Origin of the sequence: Streptomyces sp. NPDC015171, from assembly GCF_043079545.1 — a bacterium.
In the GTDB taxonomy this organism is placed as follows: Bacteria; Actinomycetota; Actinomycetes; order Streptomycetales; family Streptomycetaceae; genus Streptomyces.
In genome coordinates this window covers 69,775-92,038 of sequence record NZ_JBIBUO010000021.1, presented here as the reverse complement: position 1 = coordinate 92,038, position 22,264 = coordinate 69,775, and the positions used below count along the sequence as shown (strand labels likewise).

The 22,264-nt window shown below is 74.5% G+C and carries 23 protein-coding genes; 9 read left to right on the top strand and 14 right to left on the bottom strand.

What is annotated here, in order from left to right; translation table 11 throughout:
* The first annotated feature begins 21 nt into the window (after positions 1-21).
* The 6 genes from ACF073_RS36295 to hypA are packed head-to-tail and all read left to right on the top strand — an operon-like array spanning position 22 to position 3,785.
* On the top strand, positions 22-1,815 hold the full coding sequence (locus ACF073_RS36295; RefSeq protein WP_392075754.1) for a nickel-dependent hydrogenase large subunit: 1,794 nt from the start codon (positions 22-24) through the stop codon (positions 1,813-1,815).
* Entirely contained in the window at positions 1,808-2,386 is a 579-nt protein-coding gene (locus ACF073_RS36290) for a NifU family protein (RefSeq protein WP_392075753.1), read from the top strand. Before ACF073_RS36295 ends, ACF073_RS36290 begins: the two co-directional genes overlap by 8 nt.
* Entirely contained in the window at positions 2,383-2,979 is a 597-nt protein-coding gene (locus tag ACF073_RS36285) for a DUF5947 family protein (RefSeq protein ID WP_392075752.1), read from the top strand. The genes ACF073_RS36290 and ACF073_RS36285 overlap by 4 nt, the downstream gene beginning before the upstream one ends.
* 21 nt (positions 2,980-3,000) lie before the next feature.
* Positions 3,001-3,201: a hypothetical protein gene (locus ACF073_RS36280; protein ID WP_392075751.1), complete on the top strand. Its 201-nt coding sequence runs from the start codon at positions 3,001-3,003 to the stop codon at positions 3,199-3,201.
* A 37-nt stretch (positions 3,202-3,238) separates the two neighbouring features.
* Entirely contained in the window at positions 3,239-3,421 is a 183-nt protein-coding gene (locus ACF073_RS36275; RefSeq protein WP_392075750.1) for a hypothetical protein, read from the top strand.
* Between the two features lie 7 nt (positions 3,422-3,428).
* The gene (gene hypA, locus ACF073_RS36270) at positions 3,429-3,785 is read left to right on the top strand and encodes a hydrogenase maturation nickel metallochaperone HypA (protein ID WP_392075749.1); all 357 of its coding nucleotides are present in this window, start codon (positions 3,429-3,431) and stop codon (positions 3,783-3,785) included.
* A gap of 20 nt (positions 3,786-3,805) precedes the next feature.
* Here hypA and hypE read toward each other — a convergent pair whose 3' ends face one another.
* From hypE to ACF073_RS36220, 10 genes are all read right to left on the bottom strand, one after another.
* On the bottom strand, positions 3,806-4,879 hold the full coding sequence (gene hypE / locus ACF073_RS36265) for a hydrogenase expression/formation protein HypE (protein WP_392075748.1): 1,074 nt from the start codon (positions 4,877-4,879) through the stop codon (positions 3,806-3,808).
* On the bottom strand, positions 4,872-6,017 hold the full coding sequence (hypD, locus tag ACF073_RS36260) for a hydrogenase formation protein HypD (RefSeq protein ID WP_392075747.1): 1,146 nt from the start codon (positions 6,015-6,017) through the stop codon (positions 4,872-4,874). Before hypD ends, hypE begins: the two co-directional genes overlap by 8 nt.
* Positions 6,014-6,304, bottom strand: a complete 291-nt coding sequence (locus ACF073_RS36255) for a HypC/HybG/HupF family hydrogenase formation chaperone (RefSeq protein WP_392075746.1) — start codon at positions 6,302-6,304, stop codon at positions 6,014-6,016. Before ACF073_RS36255 ends, hypD begins: the two co-directional genes overlap by 4 nt.
* Before the next feature lie 3 nt (positions 6,305-6,307).
* On the bottom strand, positions 6,308-8,659 hold the full coding sequence (hypF, locus tag ACF073_RS36250) for a carbamoyltransferase HypF (RefSeq protein WP_392075745.1): 2,352 nt from the start codon (positions 8,657-8,659) through the stop codon (positions 6,308-6,310).
* The gene (gene hypB / locus ACF073_RS36245; RefSeq protein ID WP_392075744.1) at positions 8,656-9,375 is read right to left on the bottom strand and encodes a hydrogenase nickel incorporation protein HypB; all 720 of its coding nucleotides are present in this window, start codon (positions 9,373-9,375) and stop codon (positions 8,656-8,658) included. Before hypB ends, hypF begins: the two co-directional genes overlap by 4 nt.
* A 60-nt stretch (positions 9,376-9,435) precedes the next feature.
* On the bottom strand, positions 9,436-10,017 hold the full coding sequence (locus ACF073_RS36240) for a hydrogenase maturation protease (RefSeq protein ID WP_392075743.1): 582 nt from the start codon (positions 10,015-10,017) through the stop codon (positions 9,436-9,438).
* Entirely contained in the window at positions 10,014-10,367 is a 354-nt protein-coding gene (locus ACF073_RS36235; RefSeq protein ID WP_392075742.1) for a hypothetical protein, read from the bottom strand. The genes ACF073_RS36240 and ACF073_RS36235 overlap by 4 nt, the downstream gene beginning before the upstream one ends.
* 181 nt (positions 10,368-10,548) lie before the next feature.
* On the bottom strand, positions 10,549-12,069 hold the full coding sequence (locus ACF073_RS36230) for a class I adenylate-forming enzyme family protein (RefSeq protein ID WP_392075741.1): 1,521 nt from the start codon (positions 12,067-12,069) through the stop codon (positions 10,549-10,551).
* A gap of 193 nt (positions 12,070-12,262) precedes the next feature.
* Positions 12,263-13,408: a PP2C family protein-serine/threonine phosphatase gene (locus ACF073_RS36225; protein WP_392075740.1), complete on the bottom strand. Its 1,146-nt coding sequence runs from the start codon at positions 13,406-13,408 to the stop codon at positions 12,263-12,265.
* 190 nt (positions 13,409-13,598) lie between these two features.
* Positions 13,599-14,897 carry an FAD-dependent oxidoreductase gene (locus ACF073_RS36220; RefSeq protein WP_392075739.1) on the bottom strand — a complete coding sequence of 433 codons (1,299 nt, stop codon included), beginning with the start codon at positions 14,895-14,897 and terminating at the stop codon, positions 13,599-13,601.
* Between the two features lie 273 nt (positions 14,898-15,170).
* Here ACF073_RS36220 and ACF073_RS36215 point away from each other — a divergent pair, with 273 nt between their 5' ends.
* The 3 genes from ACF073_RS36215 (at position 15,171) to ACF073_RS36205 (ending at position 18,096) form a co-directional block, all read left to right on the top strand.
* Positions 15,171-15,605 (top strand): DUF2267 domain-containing protein, encoded by a 435-nt coding sequence (locus tag ACF073_RS36215; RefSeq protein WP_392075738.1) that lies wholly within the window; start codon positions 15,171-15,173, stop codon positions 15,603-15,605.
* A 159-nt stretch (positions 15,606-15,764) separates the two neighbouring features.
* Positions 15,765-16,229 carry an ANTAR domain-containing protein gene (locus ACF073_RS36210; protein WP_392075737.1) on the top strand — a complete coding sequence of 155 codons (465 nt, stop codon included), beginning with the start codon at positions 15,765-15,767 and terminating at the stop codon, positions 16,227-16,229.
* A gap of 691 nt (positions 16,230-16,920) precedes the next feature.
* Complete coding sequence (locus ACF073_RS36205) at positions 16,921-18,096, top strand: AI-2E family transporter (RefSeq protein ID WP_392075736.1); 1,176 nt, start codon at positions 16,921-16,923, stop codon at positions 18,094-18,096.
* A gap of 432 nt (positions 18,097-18,528) precedes the next feature.
* Here the strand turns inward: ACF073_RS36205 and ACF073_RS36200 are convergent, their stop codons facing one another.
* The 4 genes from ACF073_RS36200 to ACF073_RS36185 all read right to left on the bottom strand — a co-directional run bounded on the left by ACF073_RS36200 (position 18,529) and on the right by ACF073_RS36185 (position 22,235).
* Positions 18,529-19,896: a cell filamentation protein Fic gene (locus ACF073_RS36200; RefSeq protein ID WP_392075768.1), complete on the bottom strand. Its 1,368-nt coding sequence runs from the start codon at positions 19,894-19,896 to the stop codon at positions 18,529-18,531.
* A 179-nt stretch (positions 19,897-20,075) separates the two neighbouring features.
* Positions 20,076-20,738, bottom strand: a complete 663-nt coding sequence (locus ACF073_RS36195; RefSeq protein ID WP_392075735.1) for a hypothetical protein — start codon at positions 20,736-20,738, stop codon at positions 20,076-20,078.
* A 48-nt stretch (positions 20,739-20,786) separates the two neighbouring features.
* The gene (locus ACF073_RS36190) at positions 20,787-21,302 is read right to left on the bottom strand and encodes a molybdenum cofactor biosysynthesis protein (protein WP_392075734.1); all 516 of its coding nucleotides are present in this window, start codon (positions 21,300-21,302) and stop codon (positions 20,787-20,789) included.
* A 9-nt stretch (positions 21,303-21,311) separates the two neighbouring features.
* On the bottom strand, positions 21,312-22,235 hold the full coding sequence (locus ACF073_RS36185; RefSeq protein WP_392075733.1) for a hypothetical protein: 924 nt from the start codon (positions 22,233-22,235) through the stop codon (positions 21,312-21,314).
* Positions 22,236-22,264 lie beyond the last annotated feature (29 nt).

Genomic DNA, 22,264 nt, shown 5'->3' with positions numbered 1-22,264 from the left:
CAGCGAGGGGCACCACCGCAGATGACCACCACCGACTCCCGGTCCGCCGGACGCCAGCCCGCCCAGATCGTCGACATGTCCTGGGATCCGATCACCCGGATCATCGGCAACCTGGGCATCTACACGAAGATCGACTTCGCCAACCGGGAAGTCGTGGAGTGCCACAGCACGTCGTCGCTCTTCCGCGGCTACTCGGTGTTCATGAAGGGCAAGGACCCGCGCGACGCGGGCTTCATCACCTCCCGCATCTGCGGGATCTGCGGTGACAACCACACCACGTGCTCCAACTACGCCCAGCAGATGGCCTACGGCGTCAAACCGCCGAAGCTGGCCGAGCACATCACCAACCTCGGCGAGGCCGCCGAGTACATGTTCGACCACACGATCTTCCAGGACAACCTGGTCTTCGTGGACTTCTGCGAGGCGATGGTCAAGGCGACCAACCCCGGTCTCCTGGCCCGTGCCGAGCGCACCGACGCGCCCCGCGGGGAGGTGCACGGCTACCGCACCATCGCCGACATCATGAAGGCCTTCAACCCCTTCGAGGGCGAGGTCTACAAGGAGGCGCTCAAGGTCAGCCGGGTCACCCGGGAGATGTTCTGCCTGATGGAGGGGCGCCATGTGCACCCCTCCACGCTGTACCCAGGCGGTGTCGGCACGATGCCGCAGCCGAACACCTTCACCGACTACCTGGCCCGGCTGATGCGCGTCATCGACTTCGTGAAGAAGGCGGTGGCGATGAACGACGACGTCTTCGACTTCTTCTACGAGGCGCTGCCCGGCTACGAGGAGGTCGGCAAGCGCCGCATCCTGCTCGGCTGCTGGGGCGCCTGGCAGGACCCGGACGTCGTCGACTACCGCTACGAGAACATGAACCGCTGGGGCAAGGCGATGTACGTCACCCCCGGCATCGTCGTCGACGGCAAGCTGGTCACCAACAACCTGATCGACATCAACCTCGGTCTGCGGATCATGCTCGGCAGCTCCTTCTACGAGGACTGGGTCAACGAGCAGCCCTTCGTCACCCACGACCCGCTCGGCAACCCCGTCGACATGCGCCACCCCTGGAACCAGACCACGGTTCCGGTGCCGCAGAAGCGGGACTTCGAGGGGAACTACAGCTGGGTGATGAGCCCGCGCTGGTACCACCAGCAGTCCGGGGAGCACCTGGCGCTGGACACGGGTGGCGGCCCGCTCGCCCGGCTGTGGTCGACCGCGCTGAGCGGTCTGGTCGACACGCCGTACGTGAAGGCCACCGGCAGCAGTGTGCGCATCTCCCTGCCCAAGGGCGAGTCGCTGCCGGAGACCACCCTGGAGTGGCACATCCCGAAGTGGAGCAACACCATTGAGAGGGACCGTGCCCGGCCGTACTTCGTCGCCTACGCCGCCGCCATGGCCCTGCAGTTCCTGGAGGAGGCGATGGGCATGCTCCGCGCCGGCGACACCAAGGTCTTCGAGAACTTCGAGGTGCCCGACGAGGCGATCGGCTGCGGCTTCCACGAGGCGGTGCGCGGCGTCCTCTCCCACCACCTGGTGATCCGGGACAAGAAGATCGCCAACTACCACCCGTACCCGCCCACTCCGTGGAACGCCAGCCCCCGCGACATCTACGGCACCCCCGGCCCGTACGAGGACGCCGTCCAGGGCCAGCCGATCTTCGAGGAGAACGGCCCGGACGACTTCAAGGGCGTCGACATCATGCGTACCGTCCGCAGCTTCGACCCCTGTCTGCCGTGTGGCGTGCACATGTACATGGGCAAGGGCAAGACCCTGACCACGGTGCACTCGCCCACCTACGGGGCGAACCATGGCTGACACCGTCCGGCTGCCGGACCCGGCCGTGGAGGCCCGGCTCACCCGGCTGGACGAGGTGCTGGCCGGACTGGACTCCGCGCCCGGCCCGGCCCTGGAGGCCGTGACGCTCCTGACCGAGGTCTATGGCGAGGCCCTGGCCCGGGTGCTGGACCACGCCGAAGCGCCGCTGCGGGAGCGGCTCGCCGAGGACGAGCTGCTCACCCACCTGCTGGTGCTGCACGCCCTGCACCCCGAGCCCCCGGAGCAGCGGGCCGCCCGTGCCGTGGAGCGGCTGCGTCCTGCCGTGCGGGAGCGCGGCGGCGACCTGGGGTGGGTGGGTGTCGAAGGACAGGTGGCGCGGGTGCGGCTGAGCACGGGCGGCGGCGGATGCGGGGGCGGGTGCGGCGGCGGTGCCGCCCTGGACGCCGCCGACGCGCTCGCCGCCGTGCGGGCGGCGGTACTGGCCGCCGCGCCGGAGCTGACCGGGGTGGAGACGGTGCCGGAGCCCGCCGAGCGCCGTCCCGCACCGGCGTTCGTCCCGCTCACCACGCTCACGCGCCGGACCGCCGCCCGGCCGCAGGAGGCGCGGTGACCATGGACGGAGCGCTGGCCCGGGTCATCCGCACCGCCGCCGAACGGAAGGCGACGGCCGAGGCCGAGCGGTGCGAGCTGTGCGCGGCTCGGGTACCGGACGACCACCCCCACCTGTACGACACCGGGGACGCCGAGGTGCGGTGTGTGTGCCGGCCGTGCTCGGTGCTGTTCCCCGGGGACGGGGCGGGTCAGGGCCGGTACCTGACGGTGCCGCGGCGCCGGGTCCGGCTGCCCGCGGTGGACACCGGGCTGCTGGGCGTTCCGGTGGGACTGGTGTTCTTCGTGCCGCGCGCCGACGGCACGGTGACCGCCGAGGGCCCGAGCCCCGCGGGTGCCATGCGGTGGGAGGTGGACCCGGCGGGCTGGCGGCGGCTCGCCGCCGAGTGTCCGCAGCTGGCCTCCGTGGCACCCGACGTGGAGGCGTTGCTGGTGAACAGCGTGCGCGGCCACGAGGAGCACTGGATCGTGCCGGTCGACGACTGCTACCGGATGGTCGCCGTCGTCCGCCGCGAGTGGCGGGGCCTGGCCGGCGGCGGCCGGGTGTGGCCGGCCGTGGAACGGTTCTTCGCGGAGCTCACCGAGCGGTCGTGAGGACCTGGAAGGAGAACGATCATGGGCAGCATTCGAGTGGGCCACGCCCAGGCGAAGCCCGACACCCCCCGCCATGTCCCTGGTCTGCATCAGGGCAACCGGGGCGGACACCAGTCGGGACACCACGAGGACGGCACCTCCGACGCGCGCCGTTCCACGGGGATCCACTGGCAGCGGCACGACGCCCTGCTGCAGGAGATGCCGAGCATCTCTCCGGGATGAGGAGCGGACGAGGATGCACAGGAAGCAGGGAGTGATCGTGAGGAAGCACCGTCCGGCCAGCAGGCCGGCGCTGTCGGGACGTCAGGTGCTGATCGCACAGACCACGCTGTTCGGCGGTCTGCTGCTGGCCCTGTTCGTCAAGGAACTACCCGGAATGGTACGGGAGTTGAGGATCTACCGGATGACCGGCGGGCTGCGCGCCAACCGCCGCTATCCCTGAGGCCGCCGTGCATGAACTGTCGATCGCGAGCGCGATCGTGGAACAGGCGGAGGAGATCGCCCGCGCGGACGGCCTGGCCCCTGTGGCCTCGGTGACCGTCCGGGTCGGGGAGCTGGCCGGTGTCGTGCCGGACGCGTTGGAGTTCGCCTTCGAGGTGGCGCGCGACGGCACGGCGCTCGCCGCGGCCCGGCTGGTCGTGGAGCAGGTCTCCGCGCGGGCCTGGTGCGGCGGGTGTGCCGAGGAGTTCGCCGTGGGCATGCCGCCGTTCTTCTGGTGCCCGCGCTGCGACCGTCCCTCGCAGGAGCTGCGCAGCGGACGGGAACTGGAGATCACGGGGGTGGCGCCGGTCCCGGCCCCGACCTGACGGCGGGGCCGGGGGGCGGTTCAGCAGATGCGGGGCAGCTGCTCCCCCAGGGGCACGTCGAGCACCCGGGTGCCGCCGAGTCCGGTGGCGACGACCACCATGCCCGGGTGCTCCGCCACGCACTCCCCGATCCGGGTGGCGCCCGTGCCCTGCGGATGTGCGCGCATGGCCGCGAGCACGGCCTCGCTGTGCTCGGGGGGTACGAAGGCGACGAGCCGGCCCTCGTTGGCGACGTACAGCGGGTCGAGACCGAGGAAGCCGCAGGCGTTTGCGACCTCGTCCGGGACCGGGACGGCCCGCTCCCGCACCCGGACACCGGTGCCGGAGGCGCGGGCGATCTCGTTCAGGGAGGTGCCGAGGCCGCCCCGGGTGGGGTCGCGCAGCACATGGATGTCCGGGGTGACCGCCAGCATGGCCGCCACCAGGTCCGCGAGGGGAGCGGTGTCGGAGGTGATCTCGACGCCGAACTCCAGCCCCTCGCGCACGCTCATGACGGCCACGCCGTGCAGCCCGATGGGGCCGCTGACGATGACGGCGTCGCCCGGCCGGGCGCGCTGCGGACGGATGTCGACCCCGTCCGGCACGAGACCGACGCCCGAGGTCGTGACGTAGACGCCGTCGCCGTGTCCGGACTCGACGACCTTGGTGTCGCCCGTGGCGATGACGACACCCGCCGCCTCGGCCGCCGCGCCGATGGCGCGGGCGACGCGGGAGACGACGGCCAGTTCCACGCCCTCCTCCAGGACGAAGGCGGCGGACAGGTGGGTGGGGCGGGCGCCGCTCATCGCCAGGTCGTTGACGGTGCCGTTGACCGCCAGATCACCGAGGCTGCCGCCGGGGAAGAAGAGCGGCCGTACGACGTAGGAGTCGGTGGAGAAGGCCAGCCGGGCGCCGCCGAGGTCCAGGACGGCGGAGTCGGTGAGCGCGGCCAGGGTGGGGTTGCCGTAGGCGGGCGCGAAGACCTGTTCGATCAGTTCGGCGGAGAGGGCGCCGCCTCCGCCGTGGCCCATGACCACGACCGGCTGGTCGCGCAGGGGGGCGGGACAGGTCCAGTTCGCGGGGTCGACGGCCGCTTCGGTCGCGAGGTCAGCCAACGGGGTTCATCTCCTCCTGGGGGATCCGGGATCCCCGCGGTGCCGGGCTCTCGGCCATCCGGCGGTACAGGTAGTAGGCGGCGCAGGCGCCCTCGCTGGAGACCATGGTGGCGCCCAGGGGGGTGCGCGGGGTGCAGGTCGTGCCGAAGGCGGCGCACTCGGTGGGCTTGATCAGGCCCTGGAGCACCTCGCCCGCCCGGCACTCGGCCGGTTCCTCGGTGCGGATGCCGGAGACGTCGAAGCGGTGTTCCGCGTCGTACGCCCGGTAGGCCTCGGTCAGCCGCCAGCCGCTGCCCGGGATCCGGCCGATGCCGCGCCAGTTGCGGTCGGTGACCTCGAAGACCTCCTCGATCATCCGGACGGCCGCCGGGTTGCCCAGGTCGCGTACGACGCGGGGGTAGGCGTTCTCCAGCCGGTGCTCGCCGCGTTCGAGCTGGTGGACGGCGCGGCGGATGCCTTCGAGGATGTCCAGCGGTTCGAAGCCGGTGATCACCATCGGGACGCGGTGCCGTTCGGCGAGGTCCGGGTACTCGGCGGTGCCCATCACGCTGCACACGTGCCCGGCGGCCAGGAAGCCCTGCACCCGGCAGTCCGGGGCGGTCATGATGGCCTCGATCGCCGGGGGGACCTTGACGTGGGACACCAGCAGGCTGAAGTTGGCGAGGCCGAGCCTGCGGGCCTGGTGGACGGCCATGGCGTTGGCGGGGGCCGTCGTCTCGAACCCGATGGCGAAGAACACGACCTGCCGGTCGGGGTGTACGCGGGCCAGCTCCACGGCGTCCAGCGGCGAGTAGACGACGCGTACGTCGCCGCCCTCGCCCTTGACCCGGAACAGGTCCCGGCCGGTGCCGGGCACGCGCAGCATGTCACCGAAGGAACAGAAGATCACCCCGGGGCGGGCGGCGATCTCCAGGGCCTGGTCGATGACGTCGAGGGGTGTCACACACACCGGGCAGCCCGGCCCGTGGATCAACTCGACCTCTTCCGGGAGGAGTTGGTCGATGCCGTGACGGATGATGGAGTGGGTCTGGCCGCCGCAGACCTCCATCAGGGCCCAGGGCCGGGTGACCGTGGCGCGGATCTCGTCCAGCAGCCGCCGGGCCAGGTCCGGGTCGTTGAACTCGTCGATGTATTTCACCGTGCCTCACTCCCGCTCTGCTGCCGCGCCGCCTGCTCCCAGGCGTCGCCGAACTCTTCCTCCAACAGCCCCAGCTGGCCGAACAACTCCAGGGAGGCCCGCGCGGACTCCTCGTCCAGGCGCTGGAGCGCGAAGCCGACGTGGACGATGACGTACTCCCCCACCTGGATGTCGGGCAGGTACTCGAGGCACGCCTGTTTGTGTACGCCGCCGAAGTCGATCAGGCCGGTGAGGGGGTCGGCGCGATGGTCGATGGACACGACCTTGCCGGGTACTGCCAGACACATGGCTCACTCCGTCTCGTGGTGGGCTGCTGTTCCCGCGACCATCAGCTGGCCGAGCGCGAGGCCGCCGTCGTTCGGGGGGACTTCGCCGTGCCGCAGGACGGTGAAGCCGGCCGTGCCGAGCAGGGCGGCGCTCTCCTCCTCCAGCAGGGCGTTGGCGAAGACGCCGCCGGTGAGGGCGACCGTGTTCAGGCCGGTCGCCTCGCGGGCGAGCCGGCAGACGTACGCCACCGCGCGGGCGACGCCCCGGTGGAAGCGGGCGGCCATGACCGGGACGGGGGTGTGCCGGGCCCGGTCGTCCAGCAGGGCGCGGAGCGCGGGTGCCGGGTCGATCTCCGACGCGCCGGCCGGGAAGCCGAAGGGATAGGCCACCGCGTCGGTGTCCTGGGCGGCCAGTGCCGCCGCCTCCAGTTCCAGGGCCGCCTGTGCCTCGTAGCCGGCGCGCTGGCACACGCCCGCGAGGGAGGACACCGCGTCGAAGAGCCGCCCCATGCTGGAGGTCGGCACGCAGGCCAGCTGCCGCGTCAACTGCCGTTCCAGTACCGCCAGTTCGGTCTGCGTGCAGGCTTCGACGCTCGGCAGCCCCGGGGTCCACGGCAGGCCCGCCGCCCACAGCCGGGCCAAGGCGAGGCGGCAGGGGTTGGCCACGCCGGCGTCGCCGCCGGGCAGCGGGGCGGGGGTCAGCCGGGCGAGGCGCCGGAAGCCGCCGTAGTCGGCGAGCAGGATCTCGCCGCCCCACACCGTGCCGTCGTCGCCGTATCCGGTGCCGTCGAAGGCGACGCCGATCACGGGTGTGCCGCCGTCGAGGCCGTGTTCGGCCATCGCGGCGGCGATGTGCGCGTGATGGTGCTGGACCAGGACCGGCGCGGGCAGGCCCAGCTCGGCGGCCCGGCGGCGGGCCAGACGCGTGGAGTGGTAGCCGGGGTGCCGGTCGGCGGCCACCAGGCGGGGGGTGACCGCGGTGAGGCGGGTCAGCTGCCGCTCGGCCCGCTCGGCCGCCGCGAGCCCGGCCAGGTCGCCCAGGTCGCCGATGTGCGGCCCGAACCAGGCGTGCTCGCCCTCCGCGAGGCACAGGGCGTTCTTCAGGTCGCCGCCGACGGCCAGCGTGGGGCGGACCGGCACCGGGAGCCGCAGCGGGCGGGGAACGTAACCGCGGGAGCGGCGCAGGACCTGTTCGGTGCCGTCGGCGCGGACGCGCAGCAGGGAGTCGTCGCAGGGGCACGCGATGGGCCGGTCGTGTCCGAGCCAGGCGTCGGCGAGTCCGGCGAGCCGGGTCAGCGCCTCGGCGTCGTCGGTGACGATGGGCTCGCCGGAGCGGTTGCCGCTGGTCATGACGAGCATCCGGGGGCCTGGCGGATCGCCGGGCAGCCCGAACAGCAGGGTGTGCACGGGGGTGTAGGGCAGCAGCAGGCCGATGTGCGGGCTGCCCGGGCAGACCTGGCCGGCGAGGCGGGGCCCGTCCCCGGGGGTGCGCCGGCGCAGCAGGACGATGGGGCGCCGTGCGCTGGTGAGCGCGGCCCGTTCGGCGGCCGAGAGCTCCGCGACGCGCTCCGCCGTGCCGAGGTCGGCGCACATCACGGCGAAGGCCTTGCCGCCCCGCTCCTTGCGGTCGCGCAGGGTGGCGACGGCACGGGAGTCGGTGGCGTCGCAGGCCAGGTGGTAGCCGCCGACGCCCTTGACGGCGACGATCCGCCCGGCGGTGAGCAGCGCCCGTGCCGTCGCAAGGGCCTCGGCGTCCCGGGCCGGCCGCACTCCGAGGCCCGGGGCCGGGGTGAGGGTGAGGCGCGGGCCGCAGTCGGGGCAGGCGACGGGCTGGGCGTGGAAGCGCCGGTCGGCCGGGGCGCCGTACTCCCCGGCGCAGGCGGGGCACAGCGGGAAGCCGGCCATGGTGGTCGCCGGCCGGTCGTACGGCATGCCAGTGGCGATGGTGAAGCGGGGGCCGCAGTGGGTGCAGGTGATGAAGGGGTGGCGGTGCCTGCGGTCGCCGGGGTCGGCCAGTTCGCGCAGGCAGTCGGCGCAGGTCGCGGTGTCGGGCGGGAGCTGGGTGCGTCCCGGGGACCGGTCGGTGGGGCGGATGGCGAAGGGGCCGGGGACGCCGGTGGCGGGGAGTTCCTCGCAGCCGACGCCGGTCACGGTGGCCAGCGGGGGCGGCTGTTCGGTCAGCCGCCCGTGGAACCGGTCCACCTCGTCCGCCGGGCCCTCGATCTCGATGAGGACGCCGTCCGCCGTGTTGCTCACGAATCCCGCGAGCGCGAGACCGGTGGCCAGCCGGTGCACGTACGGCCGGAAGCCGACGCCCTGCACCGTGCCGCGCACGGTGATGCGGCGCCGGACCGGGCCGGCGACGGGTGCGGTCACGAGGCAGCGGCGGCGTGGTGGTGGCTGTGCGGGTGCGGGGCGAGCGGCGGGCGGTGCGCCGGGGCTCCGTCGCGGACGGCGAGGACGCGGTCGAGCAGGGTGCCGACGCCGGTGCCGGTGCGGGCGCACGACCGTACGATCTCCACGCCCGGGTTGACCTGGTGCACGTTCTCGTGGAAGAGGCTCTCGTCGAAGCCGGCCGGCCCGGCGAGGTCGGTCTTGGTGATCACGACCAGATGGGCGGAGCCGAACGCGGTCGGGTACTTCAGCGGCTTGTCCTCGCCCTCGGTGACCGCCATCAGCACGATCCGCATGCTCTCCCCGAGGTCGTACGCGGCCGGGCAGACCAGGTTGCCGACGTTCTCCACGAAGAGGACGGAGGTGTCCGGGGGCAGCCAGTCCGCCAGCCGGGTGCGGACCTGGCCGGCCTCCAGATGGCACAGCCCGTCGGTGAGCAGCTGCTGGACGGGCGCCCCGGACCTGGCCAGCCGGGTGGCGTCGTTCTCGGTGGCCAGGTCGGCGGTGAGCGCGGCGACCGGCACATCCCGCTCGCCGGCGCGGGCCAGCACCCGGGCGAGGAGTTCGGTCTTGCCGCTGCCCGGGCTCGAGAGCAGGTTGACCAGGGTCACGCCCTGCCGGGCGAGGTCGTCGCGCAGGCTCGCGGCCAGCCCGTCGTTCTTCGCCAGGACGGCCTGCTGGACGTCGGACCGGCACATGGGCGCAGCTCCTCGGAGTCGGCGGTGGGATCCGGTCCGCGGATGTGCGGCCCGGATGTCTCACCGATCTTCGGCCGCCGCGGTCGGGAGGGCGGGCAGCGCAGCCGCGCGCGGGTGCCCGTTTTCCACCGGGCGGCCCAACGGCGGTGCCGGCGCGGCCGGATCGGCCAGCAGAACGGGGACGAGTGTGTGCAGGGCGTCCACGGCCCGGCCGACGGCCTCCCGGACGGGTGCGCTGAGCCCCGGCAGCACCTCGTCGTCGCGCTCCGGCAGGACCGCCGGCTCGCAGGCCAGGACGAGGATCCGGGGCAGCGGCTCGTCGCCGAGGTGCGCGGCGAGCGCGAGCACCTTCGCCGGGTCCATGCCGTGGGCCTCGGGGGTGACGGTGCCGTCGGGGGGCTCGGCTTCGAGGAGGGTGAGGGTGCCGGGGCGGTGGCCGCGCGGGGCGGCGTCGACCAGGATCGCGGTGGCGTAGCCGGCCAGCAGGTCGTAGGCGAGGTCGAGGCCGCGGATGCCGTAGTCGTGCACCCGCACCTCTCCTGGCAGCGGGCGGTGTCCGAGGGCGCGGATCACCTCGGGGCCGAAGGAGTCGTCCGCGAGGAAGATGTTGCCGACACCGGCCACCAGCAGCCGCGGGGTCACCGGGGCACCCCGCCCGACGCGACGAGGAGCCGGACGGACCCGCCCCGGGACCTGCGCACGGACACCGGGCACCGGGGGCGGTACGAGCCCTCGTCCGCCAGGGAGACGAGGGGATCCTCCCGGCCGTCGGTCGCGTGGGCGGTGGCCTTGGCGGCGATCCGCGGGTCCAGGCCGGGGGCGGGGTCGGCCGCCGGCCGCCGGGCCTCGGCGCCGAGCGGGCGGGCCTCGGTTCTCGGCCGGCCGGCCCGGCCCGGGACGGCGGGACACGGCAGGTTGTACGCGGGGTGCTCGGAGCCGTACAGGCACAGGGCGGCGCGGTTGAGCGCGCCGGCGACCAGCAGAATGTCCATGACGCGGCATCGTCGTCCCTCGCCGGGGTGCCGCGAAGGACCGCCGCGGCGTTTCGTCCGCCCTGTCCGGGCCCCTTGCTCCATCCGGACCGCCCGCGGCGCGGGGACCGCTGTCCGGGGCCGCGCCCCGCTCTTCGGCATCGTCGGCGGGCACGGAGCCGAGGCCGGCGCCGGCTCGCCCTCAGCCCCGGGCGTCCCCGCGGCTTTCGGGACGTGCGGCCAGGTCCGCCGCCAGGGCCCGCAGACGTCGCTTGTCGGGCTTGCCCGAGGCCGTCAGCGGGATGTGGTCCACCCAGTGCACGGCGGTGGGCCGGTGGGCCTCGGCCAGCGCGTCGGCCACGAGCCCGCATGCCTCGCCGGCGACCCGGCCGCCCGTCTCATGACCTGCCGCGGGCAGCAGGAAGGCGTGGACCTCCTCGCCGGTGACGGCGCTCTCGCACCCGACCACCACGGCCTGGGCGACAGCGGGATGCCGGGCCAGCGCGGCCTCGACGGGCCCGCAGTAGATGTTGTCGCCCGCGACGATGATCATGTCCTTGGCCCGGTCGACCAGATACAGGTACCCGTCCTCGTCGCGGCGGGCGATGTCGCCGGTGCGCAGCCAGCCGTCCCGCAGCACCCGCGCGTCGAGGTCGGGGCGGTGCCAGTAGCCGGCCATCATCGCCGGGGAGCGCGTCCACACCTCACCGGCCCGCCCGGTGGGCAGTTCCCGGCCGTCCTCGTCACGGACGGACAGCTCCACTCCGGGCACCGGCCGTCCGGCGGAAGCCAGCAGGTGCGGCTCGCCGTGCAGGGCGGCGGCGTGGTCGGCGGGCGACAGACGCGTGAGCACCGCGGTCTCGTTCATCCCGTAGCCCTGCCGGAAGCCGGTGCCGTACACGCGCAGGGCCTCGCGGAGGCGGTCGGGGAGGACCGGCGCGCTGCCGTAGGACACCGAGACGAGGCCGGGGACGCCCCCGGCGGTGGCGGGGTCGTCCAGCAGCCGGTACAGCATCGACGGCAGCAGATAGGTGGCCACCGGAGACAGGCGGGCGCAGACGGCGGCGAACCCGGCCGGAGCGAACGGGGCGAGGATCTCCACCCGGCCCCCGCCGAGCAGGTGCTCCAGGCACCGCCCGCCGGCGCGCTGGGCCAGGGAGGTCACCGAGACGAAGACCGGCTCGGCGCCCGCGTGCCGGCGGGCCCAGCCGGCGCGCACCCGCATCGCCGCGAAGGTGGACGCCACGCCCTTCGGCAGGCCGGTCGTACCGCTCGTGTAGGTGACCCGGGCGATGTCCTCCTCGCGCGCCGCCACCGGCACCGGATCGCCCGGCAGGCCGGCGGCCGACGCCAGCAGGGCGTCGAGGGCGACGCGGCGTACCCCGGTGTCGGGGACGGGGGTGTCGGCCACCACCAGAGCCGGCCGGCAGTCGGCCAGGACGTACGCCAGGTTGTCGGTGGCCGGCTCGATCACCACCTGGGTGAGCCGGGCCCCCAGCACATGTGCCGCCAGCCGGACCAGCAGGGTCTCGGGCCTGTTGCCGGTGACGCAGGCCAGGCCCGTACCGCGCTCGACACCCAGCTCGCGCAGCGCTCCGGCCAGTCGCCACACCTCGGTCAGCGCCTGCCCGAAGGTGAGCACACGGGAGCCGTCGCCGATCGCGGGCCGCTCGGCGTACCGGCGGAACGAGCCGACGAGGTCGGTCACATAGGCAGCGGGCACGGGATGCTCCAGCGAAGGGTCTGTCTCCCCATCCTTCATGCCCGCGCGGCCCGACGCTCGGCGAAGACCGCGTCGATCTCGGCGCTGAACACATCAGGATCGGCGAAGACCGCGCAGCAGTCGGCCATCGCCCGCCGGATCTCCGCACGGCTTTTCCATCCGCCGGGGCAACCCCCGGTCCTCGTACGGGGTTTCAGCCCCGTCTGTCCTGCGGGGGACCGCAGCGGTCGTGGAGCCGGGCGGCCAGTACGGCGACGTCGTCCTCGGGCTGGCGGCCGGCGAGCCGCGCGATCACCGTGTCCAGGACCTCCTCGACCCCCAGGTCCGTCCCGAAGCCGACCCGGGCCAGCCGGTCGAGGGACCGGTCGATGTCCTCGCCGCGGCGTTCGACGAGCCCGTCGGTGAACAGCATCAGCGTCTTGCCGGGGTCCAGCTGGTAGGTGGCCGGCTCGTAGCCGCCGAGACCGGTGCCGAGGGGCGGTCCGACCGGCACCGACAGCAGGGAGGTACGGCCCTCCGCGTCGATCACGGCCGGCGGCAGATGACCGGCGCTCGCCATCGTCACCTGGCCCCTGTTGGGGTCGATCTGCGCGACGAGGCAGGTGGCGGGCCTGCGGTCCGGCTCGCTCGACGCCATCTCGTCCAGCTGGCGCAGCACCCGGTGCGGCGGCAGGTCGGAGGAGGCGATGTACCGCAGGGAGGCGCGGTAGGCGGTCATGTCGATGGCGGCCTCCAGGCCATGGCCCATGACGTCGCCTACGACCAGCAGCGTGCGGCCGAAGTGCAGCCGGACGGTCTCGCACCAGTCGCCGCCGACCAGCGCGCTCTCCCCTACGGGCTGATAGCGGACGGCGACGTCCAGGTTCGGGTGCGGGCGACCCGGTTCGGCGAGCAGGGCCCGCTGGAGCTTGCCGATGATGCTGCTCACCGCGGTGTGCTCGCGGGCGTGCCGGATGTGGGAGGCGGCGCGTTCGGCGAGGAACGTCATGAGGTCGGTCTCGGCGCGGGTGAACGGCGCCTCCGCACGGGCGCACACCAGCGTGCCGTAGGAGTGCCCGCCGGCGCCCAGGGGCACCAGGAGCGCGGACCGGGTGCCGCCGGCCTCCCAGGCGATGGCTCCGCTCTCGCCGGGGCCTCCGGCCGCGCGTGCCGTCGCCGCCGTCCGCCGGGGTCCGGGAAGCAGGTCCTCGTTCCCGCTCACGGCCGTGTACCCCGGACCCGCCGGGCCGCCGTCGCGCAGGACCGCCGCGGCGCCGCCGGCCCGGGCGACGGCCGCCCGGGTCAGCTCCAGGCACGTCGTGCCCTCGTCCAGCGTCGTGCCGATCCCGGAAGCCGCCACACGCCACGCGTCCACACCCCAGGGCGCAGGGGCTTCCGGAGCGGATATCACGCCGCCGACGGCTGGCACGGTCGAGGGTCGAAAAGGCTGAAACCGTTCCACCACGTCCCTCACGATAACGGGAGACTTCCGGCCGGCTTCCCATGGCCACGTCAATTTCTGACCGGTGGTGAGAGAGCGATGCGTACAGCTACGACCGGCCGGACGGCCCATCGCCCGAGGGGTGCGCGCGAGCACGCGAGGTGTCCGGTTCCTGTCGTCGGAGCGCCTCGCGCGGGGGGCGTTCCCGGAGGGCGCCGTACCCGATGAAATACGCGGGCACGCGGCGCAGCCAGGGTGCGCCGACGACGAGCGCCGCGGCCCGCCGGGCCCGCTCCGCCGTGCCCAGGGGCGGCCGGCCCCCCAGCACCGGGGCGATGAACCCGGCGTGGGCCGCCCGCTGCAGTGCCTGGGTGGCGACCGTGGTGGGAAGGCGGCGGCGCTGCACGGCGCGTACGTCGCGCAGCCGTACGGTCCCGCGGCGCAGCGGCCCGGTCAGATGGCGGGCGGCGGCCACGGCGTCCTGCACGGCCAGGTTGATCCCGATGCCGAACACCGGGGACATGGCGTGCGCGGCGTCCCCGATGCACAGCAGCCCGGGGCGGTGCCAGCGGCTCATGCGGTCCATGTGGACGTCCAGGAGCTTGACGTCGCCCCAGGAGCGCAGGGCGCTGGTGCGGCCGTCGATCCAGGGGACGGCGGCGGCATAGGCGGCCTGGAAACGGTCCAGGCCGGCGGCGCGGCGTTCGGCGTCGGCGCCCTTGGGGATCAGCGCGGCGCACTGCCAGTAGTCGCCCCGGTCGATCATCGCGGTCAGGAAGCGGTCGCCGGTGCCGCCGACGAGCCCGCTGGGGTCGCTCTCGATCCGCGGCAGCCGGAACCACCAGGCGTCCATCGGGCAGGCGAAGCGGCGCAGCTCCAGCTCGGGCCGGGCGCGGGCCAGCGATCCCCGGCCGTCGCAGGCGACGGTGAGGAGGGCGCGCAGCTCGCCGGTGCGGCCGTCGGAGGTGCGGTAGCGCACCCCGTTCACCCGGCCGTCCTCGACCAGGAAGGAGGTCGCCTCCGTGTTCATCCGCAGCTCGAAGGAGGGTTCGCGCCCGGCCTCGTCGGCGAGCAGGTCCAGCAGGTCCCACTGGGGCACCATCGCCACGTAGTTGTGGGGGCCCGGCAGCACCGAGAGGTCCCCCACCGTGACGGGCGAGCGGTCCGGTCCCAGCGGCAGCTGGACGGTGCGGACCCGGCGCTGCGGCAGCCGGGCGAAACGCTCGGACAGGCCCAGGTCGTCCAGCAGCGCCAGGGTCGAGGGGTGGACGGTGTCGCCGCGGAAGTCGCGCAGGAAGTCGGGGTGCTTCTCCAGGACGGTCACGGCGATCCCGGCCCGGGCCAGCAGCAGGGCGAGCACCATGCCCGCGGGGCCGCCTCCCACGACACAGCACGTGGTCTTTTCCATCGCTGTCCCGCCCTTCCGGTAGAGATGCGGTTCATCCCTCGTAATTCATCGGTCGATGAATACCATACGCCTCCCGGCCGCCTTCCGGTAGCGCGCACACCGGAATCCGGACACCGATGGCGGAAGGGCGGACAGGGGTACCCGGCGGTCGAGGCCGCGCCCGCGCGCCGGGCGTGTCGTCGGTACTTCGTGGCTTTGCGGCTTCGTGACTTCGTGGCTTCGTGGCTTCGTGGCTTTGTGGCTTCCTGACTTCGTGCGGAAGGGACCGGTCTCATGCGGCACGACGAGATGATCGGAAAGGTGCAGGCGCTGGCCCAGCTGCCCGACCGGGGGACGGCCGAGCGGGCCGCGCACGCGGTCGTGAGCACGCTTGCGGAGCGGCTGCCGTCCGGGCTTGCCCGGCATGTCGCCGCCCAGCTGCCGCCCGACATGGCGGCGGAGATGCGGGAGGCGGCCGAGCTGTCCGCCGGACGGGACTCCGGCACGGCGGGCGAGCGGTTCGGGCTGACCACCTTCGCCGGGCGCGTGGCGGCGCGGGCCGGCACCGACGAGGACACGGCGCTGCGGGACGCCGCGGCGGTGCTCGAGGTGCTGGACGCCGCGCTGGCCCCGGAACTGATCGAACGGATGGCCGGGGCACTGCCCTCGGACATCCGGGAGCTGCTGCCGGTGGGCCGCGCCGCGCCGGGCCCGACGGTTCCCGGCTGACCTGGGGAGACGGGCGTACCGGGGCGCGGGGCGCCGCTCCGCACGGGCCGCGCGGGCCGCACGGCGTGACCGGGGTCGGCGATCCTGGTTCAATTCGTGTGCAAGCGCCCACCGGGGCGGGCGCCACGTCGACGCCCCCCTCTCCGAAAAAGGTGCTCCATGGCCTTCTTCGCCCTCTCCCGGCACGAGCCGCTGGCCCTGCTGTCGGTCACCGACCTGGCGTCGGAGTACGACCGGCTGCGGGAGGAGAACCGGCAACTGCAACGCGCCGTGACCTCCCACGCCGTGATCGACCAGGCCATCGGCGCTGTCGTCGTCCTCGGCCGGCTGGCCCCCGAGGAAGCCTGGCGGGCGCTGCGGGACGTCTCCCAGCGCACGAACGTCAAGCTGCGGACGGTCGCCGAGCACATCCTGGCCTACGCCCAGGGCGGCACGCTTCCCGAACCCGAACGCCTCGAACTCGGGCAGGCGATCGTCCGCTACCGCCGGTGCGGGCGGCCCCCCGAGGCACTCGGCGACGGCCTGCCGGCGGCGGGCGGCGGCCCCGGGAACACGGAACCGACGCAGGCCGGGCCGCACCCCACCCCGCGCCCCGGCCCCGGCCCCCGTACGACGGCGGACTGAAGGCGAGCGTCGGCGGCCGCACCCCGGCCACGGTACGGCGGGCCCCACCGCCCTCTCTCCCGGGACCGACGGCCGGCGCGGCACGGTCGTCACCCGTTCGGTCCCGGCCGGCGGCGACTTCTCCCCCGCCGCACGCATGCGACCCCCGTTTCCGGTGCCTGGACCGTCGCCCCCCGGCGGGCGCTCACCCCGGCGCACCGCCGCCTGCGCCCGGGTGCTGCGGGCGCAGGCGGCGGTGGACCGGCATGTCGGCTGCAGTGACACGTCCGGTGTGACGGTGCGGGGCCGGCCGCCCGCGCCCTGAGTGTGGCGGCGTGGGATCCGGCCGGGGGACGCCCCAGCCCGCTGGCCGGGGCGGGCGCTGCCGTACCGGGCCTGCCCCGTTCGCTTGCCCCGGTGGTTCGCCGTTCGCCATTCGCCGCCGACACCATCGTGGTGCGGCCGGACCCATGGGCTCTTCCCGCACCGGATGGCGGAGGGCGGCCGGTGTTCCCGGAGCAGTACCAGCAGGTCGAGCGGGCGTGCGGGGTGCCGCTCGGCCGGGCGGCACCGGGGTGCGCGCGGGAGGCGGGGAGCGGGTCCGGGGTGGCGCACGCGGATGCGCCGGACGCGCTGCTCGCGCGCCGAGTGCTTACGGTGCTGTGGAGGTGACCGGCCGTCAGCCGGGCCGGTGGAGAGGAGGCGGGAGCCGTTGGAGGGCGAAGCGGGCCGACGGGCGGCCGGGCGGGGCGGCGGGCGCCGGTCCGAAAGCTCGGTGCTGGGCAGCCGGCCGGCGTACTCCGTCCGGCTGCCGGCCCTTTCCCGCCCCCAGCGGCGGGCGCCGCGGGCCGAGCGGACGGTGCCGTGGCTGCGGGTGGCCGCGGCCTACTCCTGGCGGCTCATCCTCGTCGGCGCCGTCGTCTACGGCGTGTTCATCGTCCTCGGCAGCTTCCACCTGATCGCCGTCGCGCTGTTCCTGGCGCTGGTCGTGACGTCGGTGCTGCGCCCGCTGACCGATCTGCTGAACCGGCTCCTGCCGAGGCCGCTGAGCGTGGCGGTCGCACTGGTGGGCAGTCTGCTGCTGGTGCTGGGGCTGCTCGCGCTGGTGGGCAGTTCGGTGGCGAGCGAGTCGGCCGGGCTGGCGCGGGAGTTCCGCGGCGGGGTGGGCCGCATCGAGCAGTGGCTGCAAGGGCCGCCGTTCCGGCTCGGTCCCGGCGCGCTCTCCGAGTTCCAGCGCCAGGTGACGCGGTACGTCTCCACGCACCGGGCGGCCCTGCTCAGCAGCGCGGTCAGCGAACTGGGCCGGGTGGTCGAGCTGGTCACGGGCGGCGCGCTGGCGCTGTTCGCCTCGGTCTTCTTCCTGCACTCGGGCGAGCGCCTGTGGGGCTGGACGCGTGACCAGCTGCTGCCGAGCGGCGCCCGCCCGGTGTGGGACCGGGCGGGGCGGGCGGCCTGGCGGACCTTCGCCGGGTACACGCGCGGCATCATCATCGTGGCCGCCACCAATGCCGTCCTCGTGGGTGTCGCCCTGCTCGTGCTGCGGGTGCCGCTGGCGCTGCCGCTGACGCTGCTGGAGTTCTTCGCGGCGTTCGTTCCGCTGGTCGGCTCGCCGATCGCGCTGGGGGTCGCCACCGTCGTCGCGCTCGCCGGGCGGGGTCCGCTGACGGCGGCGGGCGTGCTGGTCCTGATCGTGGTGATCGGCCAGCTGGAGGGGCATGTGCTGCATCCGCTGGTGATGAGCTGGGCGGTGCGGCTGCATCCGCTCGTGGTGGCCGTGTCCGTCATCGCGGGCAGCATCGTCGCGGGGGTGATCGGGGCCGTCGTGGCGGTGCCGCTGGTCTCGGTCGTATGGGCGGTGCTGCGCGCCCTGCGCACGGTGCCACCGTGACGCTCCGCTCCCCCCAACTCCCTTTCCGTACACGGGAGATGGCGAACGTGATCCGAACACGGGATCAGCTGTTCCCTGGAACAGGTGATCGTCGCTCGTATGACCACCGGGGCCGGTGTGACGGGACGACACTTGTGGTGTGCAGGCAACGGGCTGCAGACCGTGACCGACGCACTGGTCCCACTCACAGACACACCGCAAGGAGCGGCACGACCATGAACCTTCTCACCGACATCCTCGCCGGCCTCATCCACTTCGTCGGGTGGCTGGTCTGACGCCGCGAGGCGTGTGAAGAAGCGCGGCGCCGTCTCCTCGTCCCAAGGAGGCGGCGCCGCCGTCGTGCCGCGCGCCACCGCACCGCTCCTCGACCGGTCCCGGGCGTCCGCGCGGGCGCTCCTGTGACACGCCGACCGCGCGGCCGGCCGGAGCGGCCTATCGGCCGGGCGCGGCGGCGCCGTCGCGGGCCGACGCCAGGTGGCTGTCGATGAAGCGGGCGAGGGTGAGTCCCGCACGGGGGTCGTCGGCGCGGAAGGAGACGCGCCGCAGCAGGCCGACCTCGTCCAGCGCGACGTTCTCGCGGGCCAGGACGAAGACCAGGGTGAGAAAGGCGGACCGGGCGTTGCCGTCGTCGAAGGGGTGGAAGAAGCAGACGTCGAGACAGGCGCGTGCGGCCCGGGCGGTCAGCGGGAGCGGCCGGGCGGCGTCCCGCGCGCTCTCGGCCAGGCAGGCGTCGAGGCGGGCGCGGGTGTCCGGGCCGATGCCGTAGCGTTCCCGGCCGCCCTTGGCGAAGGCGGGCCGGGTGCGCAGCGGCGGCGGCTCCGGCGTGTCCAGGACGTGCTGCTGCCAGCCCTGGATCAGGCCGAAGTCGAGCGCGGCGCCGCGCGCCGCGTCCGCCCGCAGCCGTGCCAGGGCGGCGAGCAGGCCCTCGGCGCGGGCGGGGTCGACAGCGGCGTCGAAGGTGCGGATGTCCTCGGCCGCACCGTCGCGGGACGGGGTGAGGGGTGGGTCCGTGTCGTCCTGCCGGGCCTCGTGCCACGGTACGGTCTCCCGCACCGCGAGCCACGCGCGCAGGTGGTCCGGCGGGCCGTCCCCGGCCGGTCGCTCGACGTCGTCCGGCCGCAGCGACCGTGCGAGCCGCTCGGCGACGTCCTCGACCAGCACCGGGTCGGGCCCGGTCCAGCTCTCGAAACGCCCCCCGATCGCCTCGGTGACCAGTTCGTCGGCGCGGTCCTGCGGGAAACCCCAGCGGCGGAGGAACCAGCCGAGCACCTGGTGGCAGTGTCCGTACCAGCCGCTGCCGCAGCCGGTGCGGTCGGTGACCTGGATGATCAGGTTGTGGGCGACGCGCTCCCACAGGATCCGCTGCTCGTCGACGTCGGCCGGCCGCAACGGGTACGCGTCGAACCGCCCGGCCAGGCTCTCCAGCCACTCGCGCCACTCGCACACCGCCGCGACCACCTGGTCGAGCGTCTCCTCCGGGGTGGTGACCGAGTCCCGGGGGCAGCACCAGTTGCCGACCGGCCCGCCGTCGAAGTCCCCTTCGTCGTGGGACCAGCGCCAGCCCGCGACCCAGCGGCCGTAGTGCTCGGCGAGGGCGTGCGACATGGCGTCGGCCCAGGGCTGAGCCGTGCTCCGGGTCCAGGCGGCCATCACATCGCCGCCCCTGGGAACGTCCGGGCGGGTCGGCACCCGCCGGGCCGGGCCGAGGGAACGCACCACCCGCGCCACCGCCGCGTGGTCGAAGGGATGACGGGCCGGGTCCACGTCGTCCCATTCCAGATGGCCCGGGGACAGCTCCATAATCACCGCGCAAGCCTGCCCGCCCGCCCGGCACCACTTCAAGCCGATTGACAGAACCATGTCATCGCGGGGGTCCGCGGCCCGTCGATCGCCCGGTCCGCTCGCCGCGCCGCCCGCGCCCGCTCGCCCCGCCACCCGCGCCCGGTCACTGGCCGCCCCGGGGACCGGGCGCGGTCCGGTCAGCCGACCGTGGCGTCGGCGAGGACCGCTTCGATGTCCGCCGCGACCGCCGGATCCACCGTGCCGGTGCTGAGCCCGAGCAGGAAGGAGGTGCGCTCGCCCGGGACCGTCACCACGGTCATCGCAAGCCGCGCGGAGCCCTCGTCGCCCTCGACGTTCAGCACGGCCGTGTGCGCGGGCCGGCCGTCCAGGACGGTGTCGTGCGACTCCTCCAGGGTGGCGGCCCGGCCGGGAAAGAAGAACTCGGCGTTGGAGCGCGCCGCCGACTCCGTCATCCGGCCCAGGTCGGCGCGGGGCACGGTCCGCCCGGCGGGCCCCGCGAGCACCGTCGCGCCGGCCTCCTCCGCCCCGGCCGGGGCGACCTTGCTGATCTGCGAGGAGAACGCGCCGATCAGCCCCTTGTCCTTGGCCGCGTCGTGCTTCCAGCCTTCGGGCACCGCGTAGGAGAGGCCGGCGCGGTCGTCCGTGACCCGCGGCCGGCCCGCGAGCGGATCCGTGTCCCCGCCGCGGGTCCACCGGACGGCCGCCGCCGCACCCACGACGACCAGCAGCACCGCGACGACCCCGGCGGCCAGCCGCCGGCGGGACCTGGCCGGCCCGGGCTCGGGCAGCCGACCGGGGTGGGGCGGGAAGGTCGTCGGGGAGGGTGTCGGCGTCGTCATGTCCTCAGCCTCCATGATCCTCGGGGTGCGGCGCCTGAGTAGTCGTACTCATTCGGCGTGCGCCCGCTCCGCGGGTGCGCGCACGCCGAACAGGGCGGGCCCCACGGTGAGGACGCCGTCGGTGAGCGGCCGGCAGCGGACTCCCCCGCCGCCGCGCAGGGCGCGCTGGGCGCCGGGACCGAGGGTGGTGTCCATCCAGGCGCAGGGCCGGGCGGCGCGGCGGACCTCCAGTTCCACCGGGCCGGCCCCGCAGTCGAGGAAGACGGTGCTGCCGATGCAGGCGTCGATGTCGATCCCGCGCAGCAGGACGTTGCGCCGGGTGCGGAGCAGATCGGCCGGGTACGGGCCGGTGGACGGCAGCCGTTCGGCCGCCATGAGCGTGATCGACGCGTCGCGGTGGGCGGGCTTGTTGAAGTAGCGGTCCCCGACGATGCCGAGGCCCGCGCGGACCTCGGCCCGCGTGACCAGGTCGCCGGGCGGCAGTTCGGGCAGACCGTCGCCCGGCCGGCCGGCGAGCCGGTGCGCGGGGGAGACCAGCAGCTGGAGGATTTCGACGTACGGCACCCTTCGAGCCTAGCCAGCGCTCGCCGTCGGCCGGCCGTCCCCGGTCCCCCGCACCAGCAGGTGACCGCTCGCCCCGGCCGCCAGCAGACCGGCCACCATGGCGATCAGGCCGAGCCCGGGCCCTGAGGACCAGTCGGCATGGGGGGCGCGGACGGCCAGGACGACGGTCATGGCGAGGGCCGTGCCGGGCAGGGAGAGCAGCGCCGCACGGGTGCGGTCGAGGTCGTCCTCGGCGAGGGAACCGAGGACGCCCACGCCGAGGGCGAGCGCCCAGACCCCCAGCGCCTGCGCGTCCACGCGGTTGGTGTGCCAGGGTACGAAGTCGGCCCAGAACCCGGGCCGGACCAGCAGCCCGGCGCCGATGCCGAGCCAGGAGGAACCGAGCACCGCGAGCGGCGGCTTCGCCCAGCCCGGCAGCGGGGCGTTGCGCGGCATCGGCGGCCCGGACCGGGTGAACGCCTGCCCGGCCAGGCAGACGGCCGCCGCCACGCACAGCAGGCCGAGCGTGCACAGCCAGCCGAGGCTGAACAGCACCGAGACGATCGGGCCGCCCTCGGCGAGGTAGAGCCGGCGCGCGTTGAGCAGGCTGACCGCGAACAGACCTCCCAGCACCACGGCCAGCGGCAGGACGAGCGTGCGGGCCTCCTGCCAGGTGGCGGCCCGGGCGAGCGCGAACAGCGCCGGTGCGGTGCCCAGCATGGCGGCGCCGAGGAGTCCGGGGCTGAGCGGCTCCGGCGACGGCCAGGCGCCGAGGACATGCCCGGTCAGGGCGACGACCGTGAGGACCGCGCCGACGAGGAGGTTGACCACGGCGACCGATACGGCCAGCAGGGCCACCCCGGCCGACAGCGGCCGGCCCGGCGCGGGGGCCGGCGGGTCGGAGGCGGCCACGGGTGTCGGCCGCGGTGCGGCGGGGTCGGTCGGGTGGGTCATGGCGGGTTCCGTTTCCGGGGGTTCGGCGA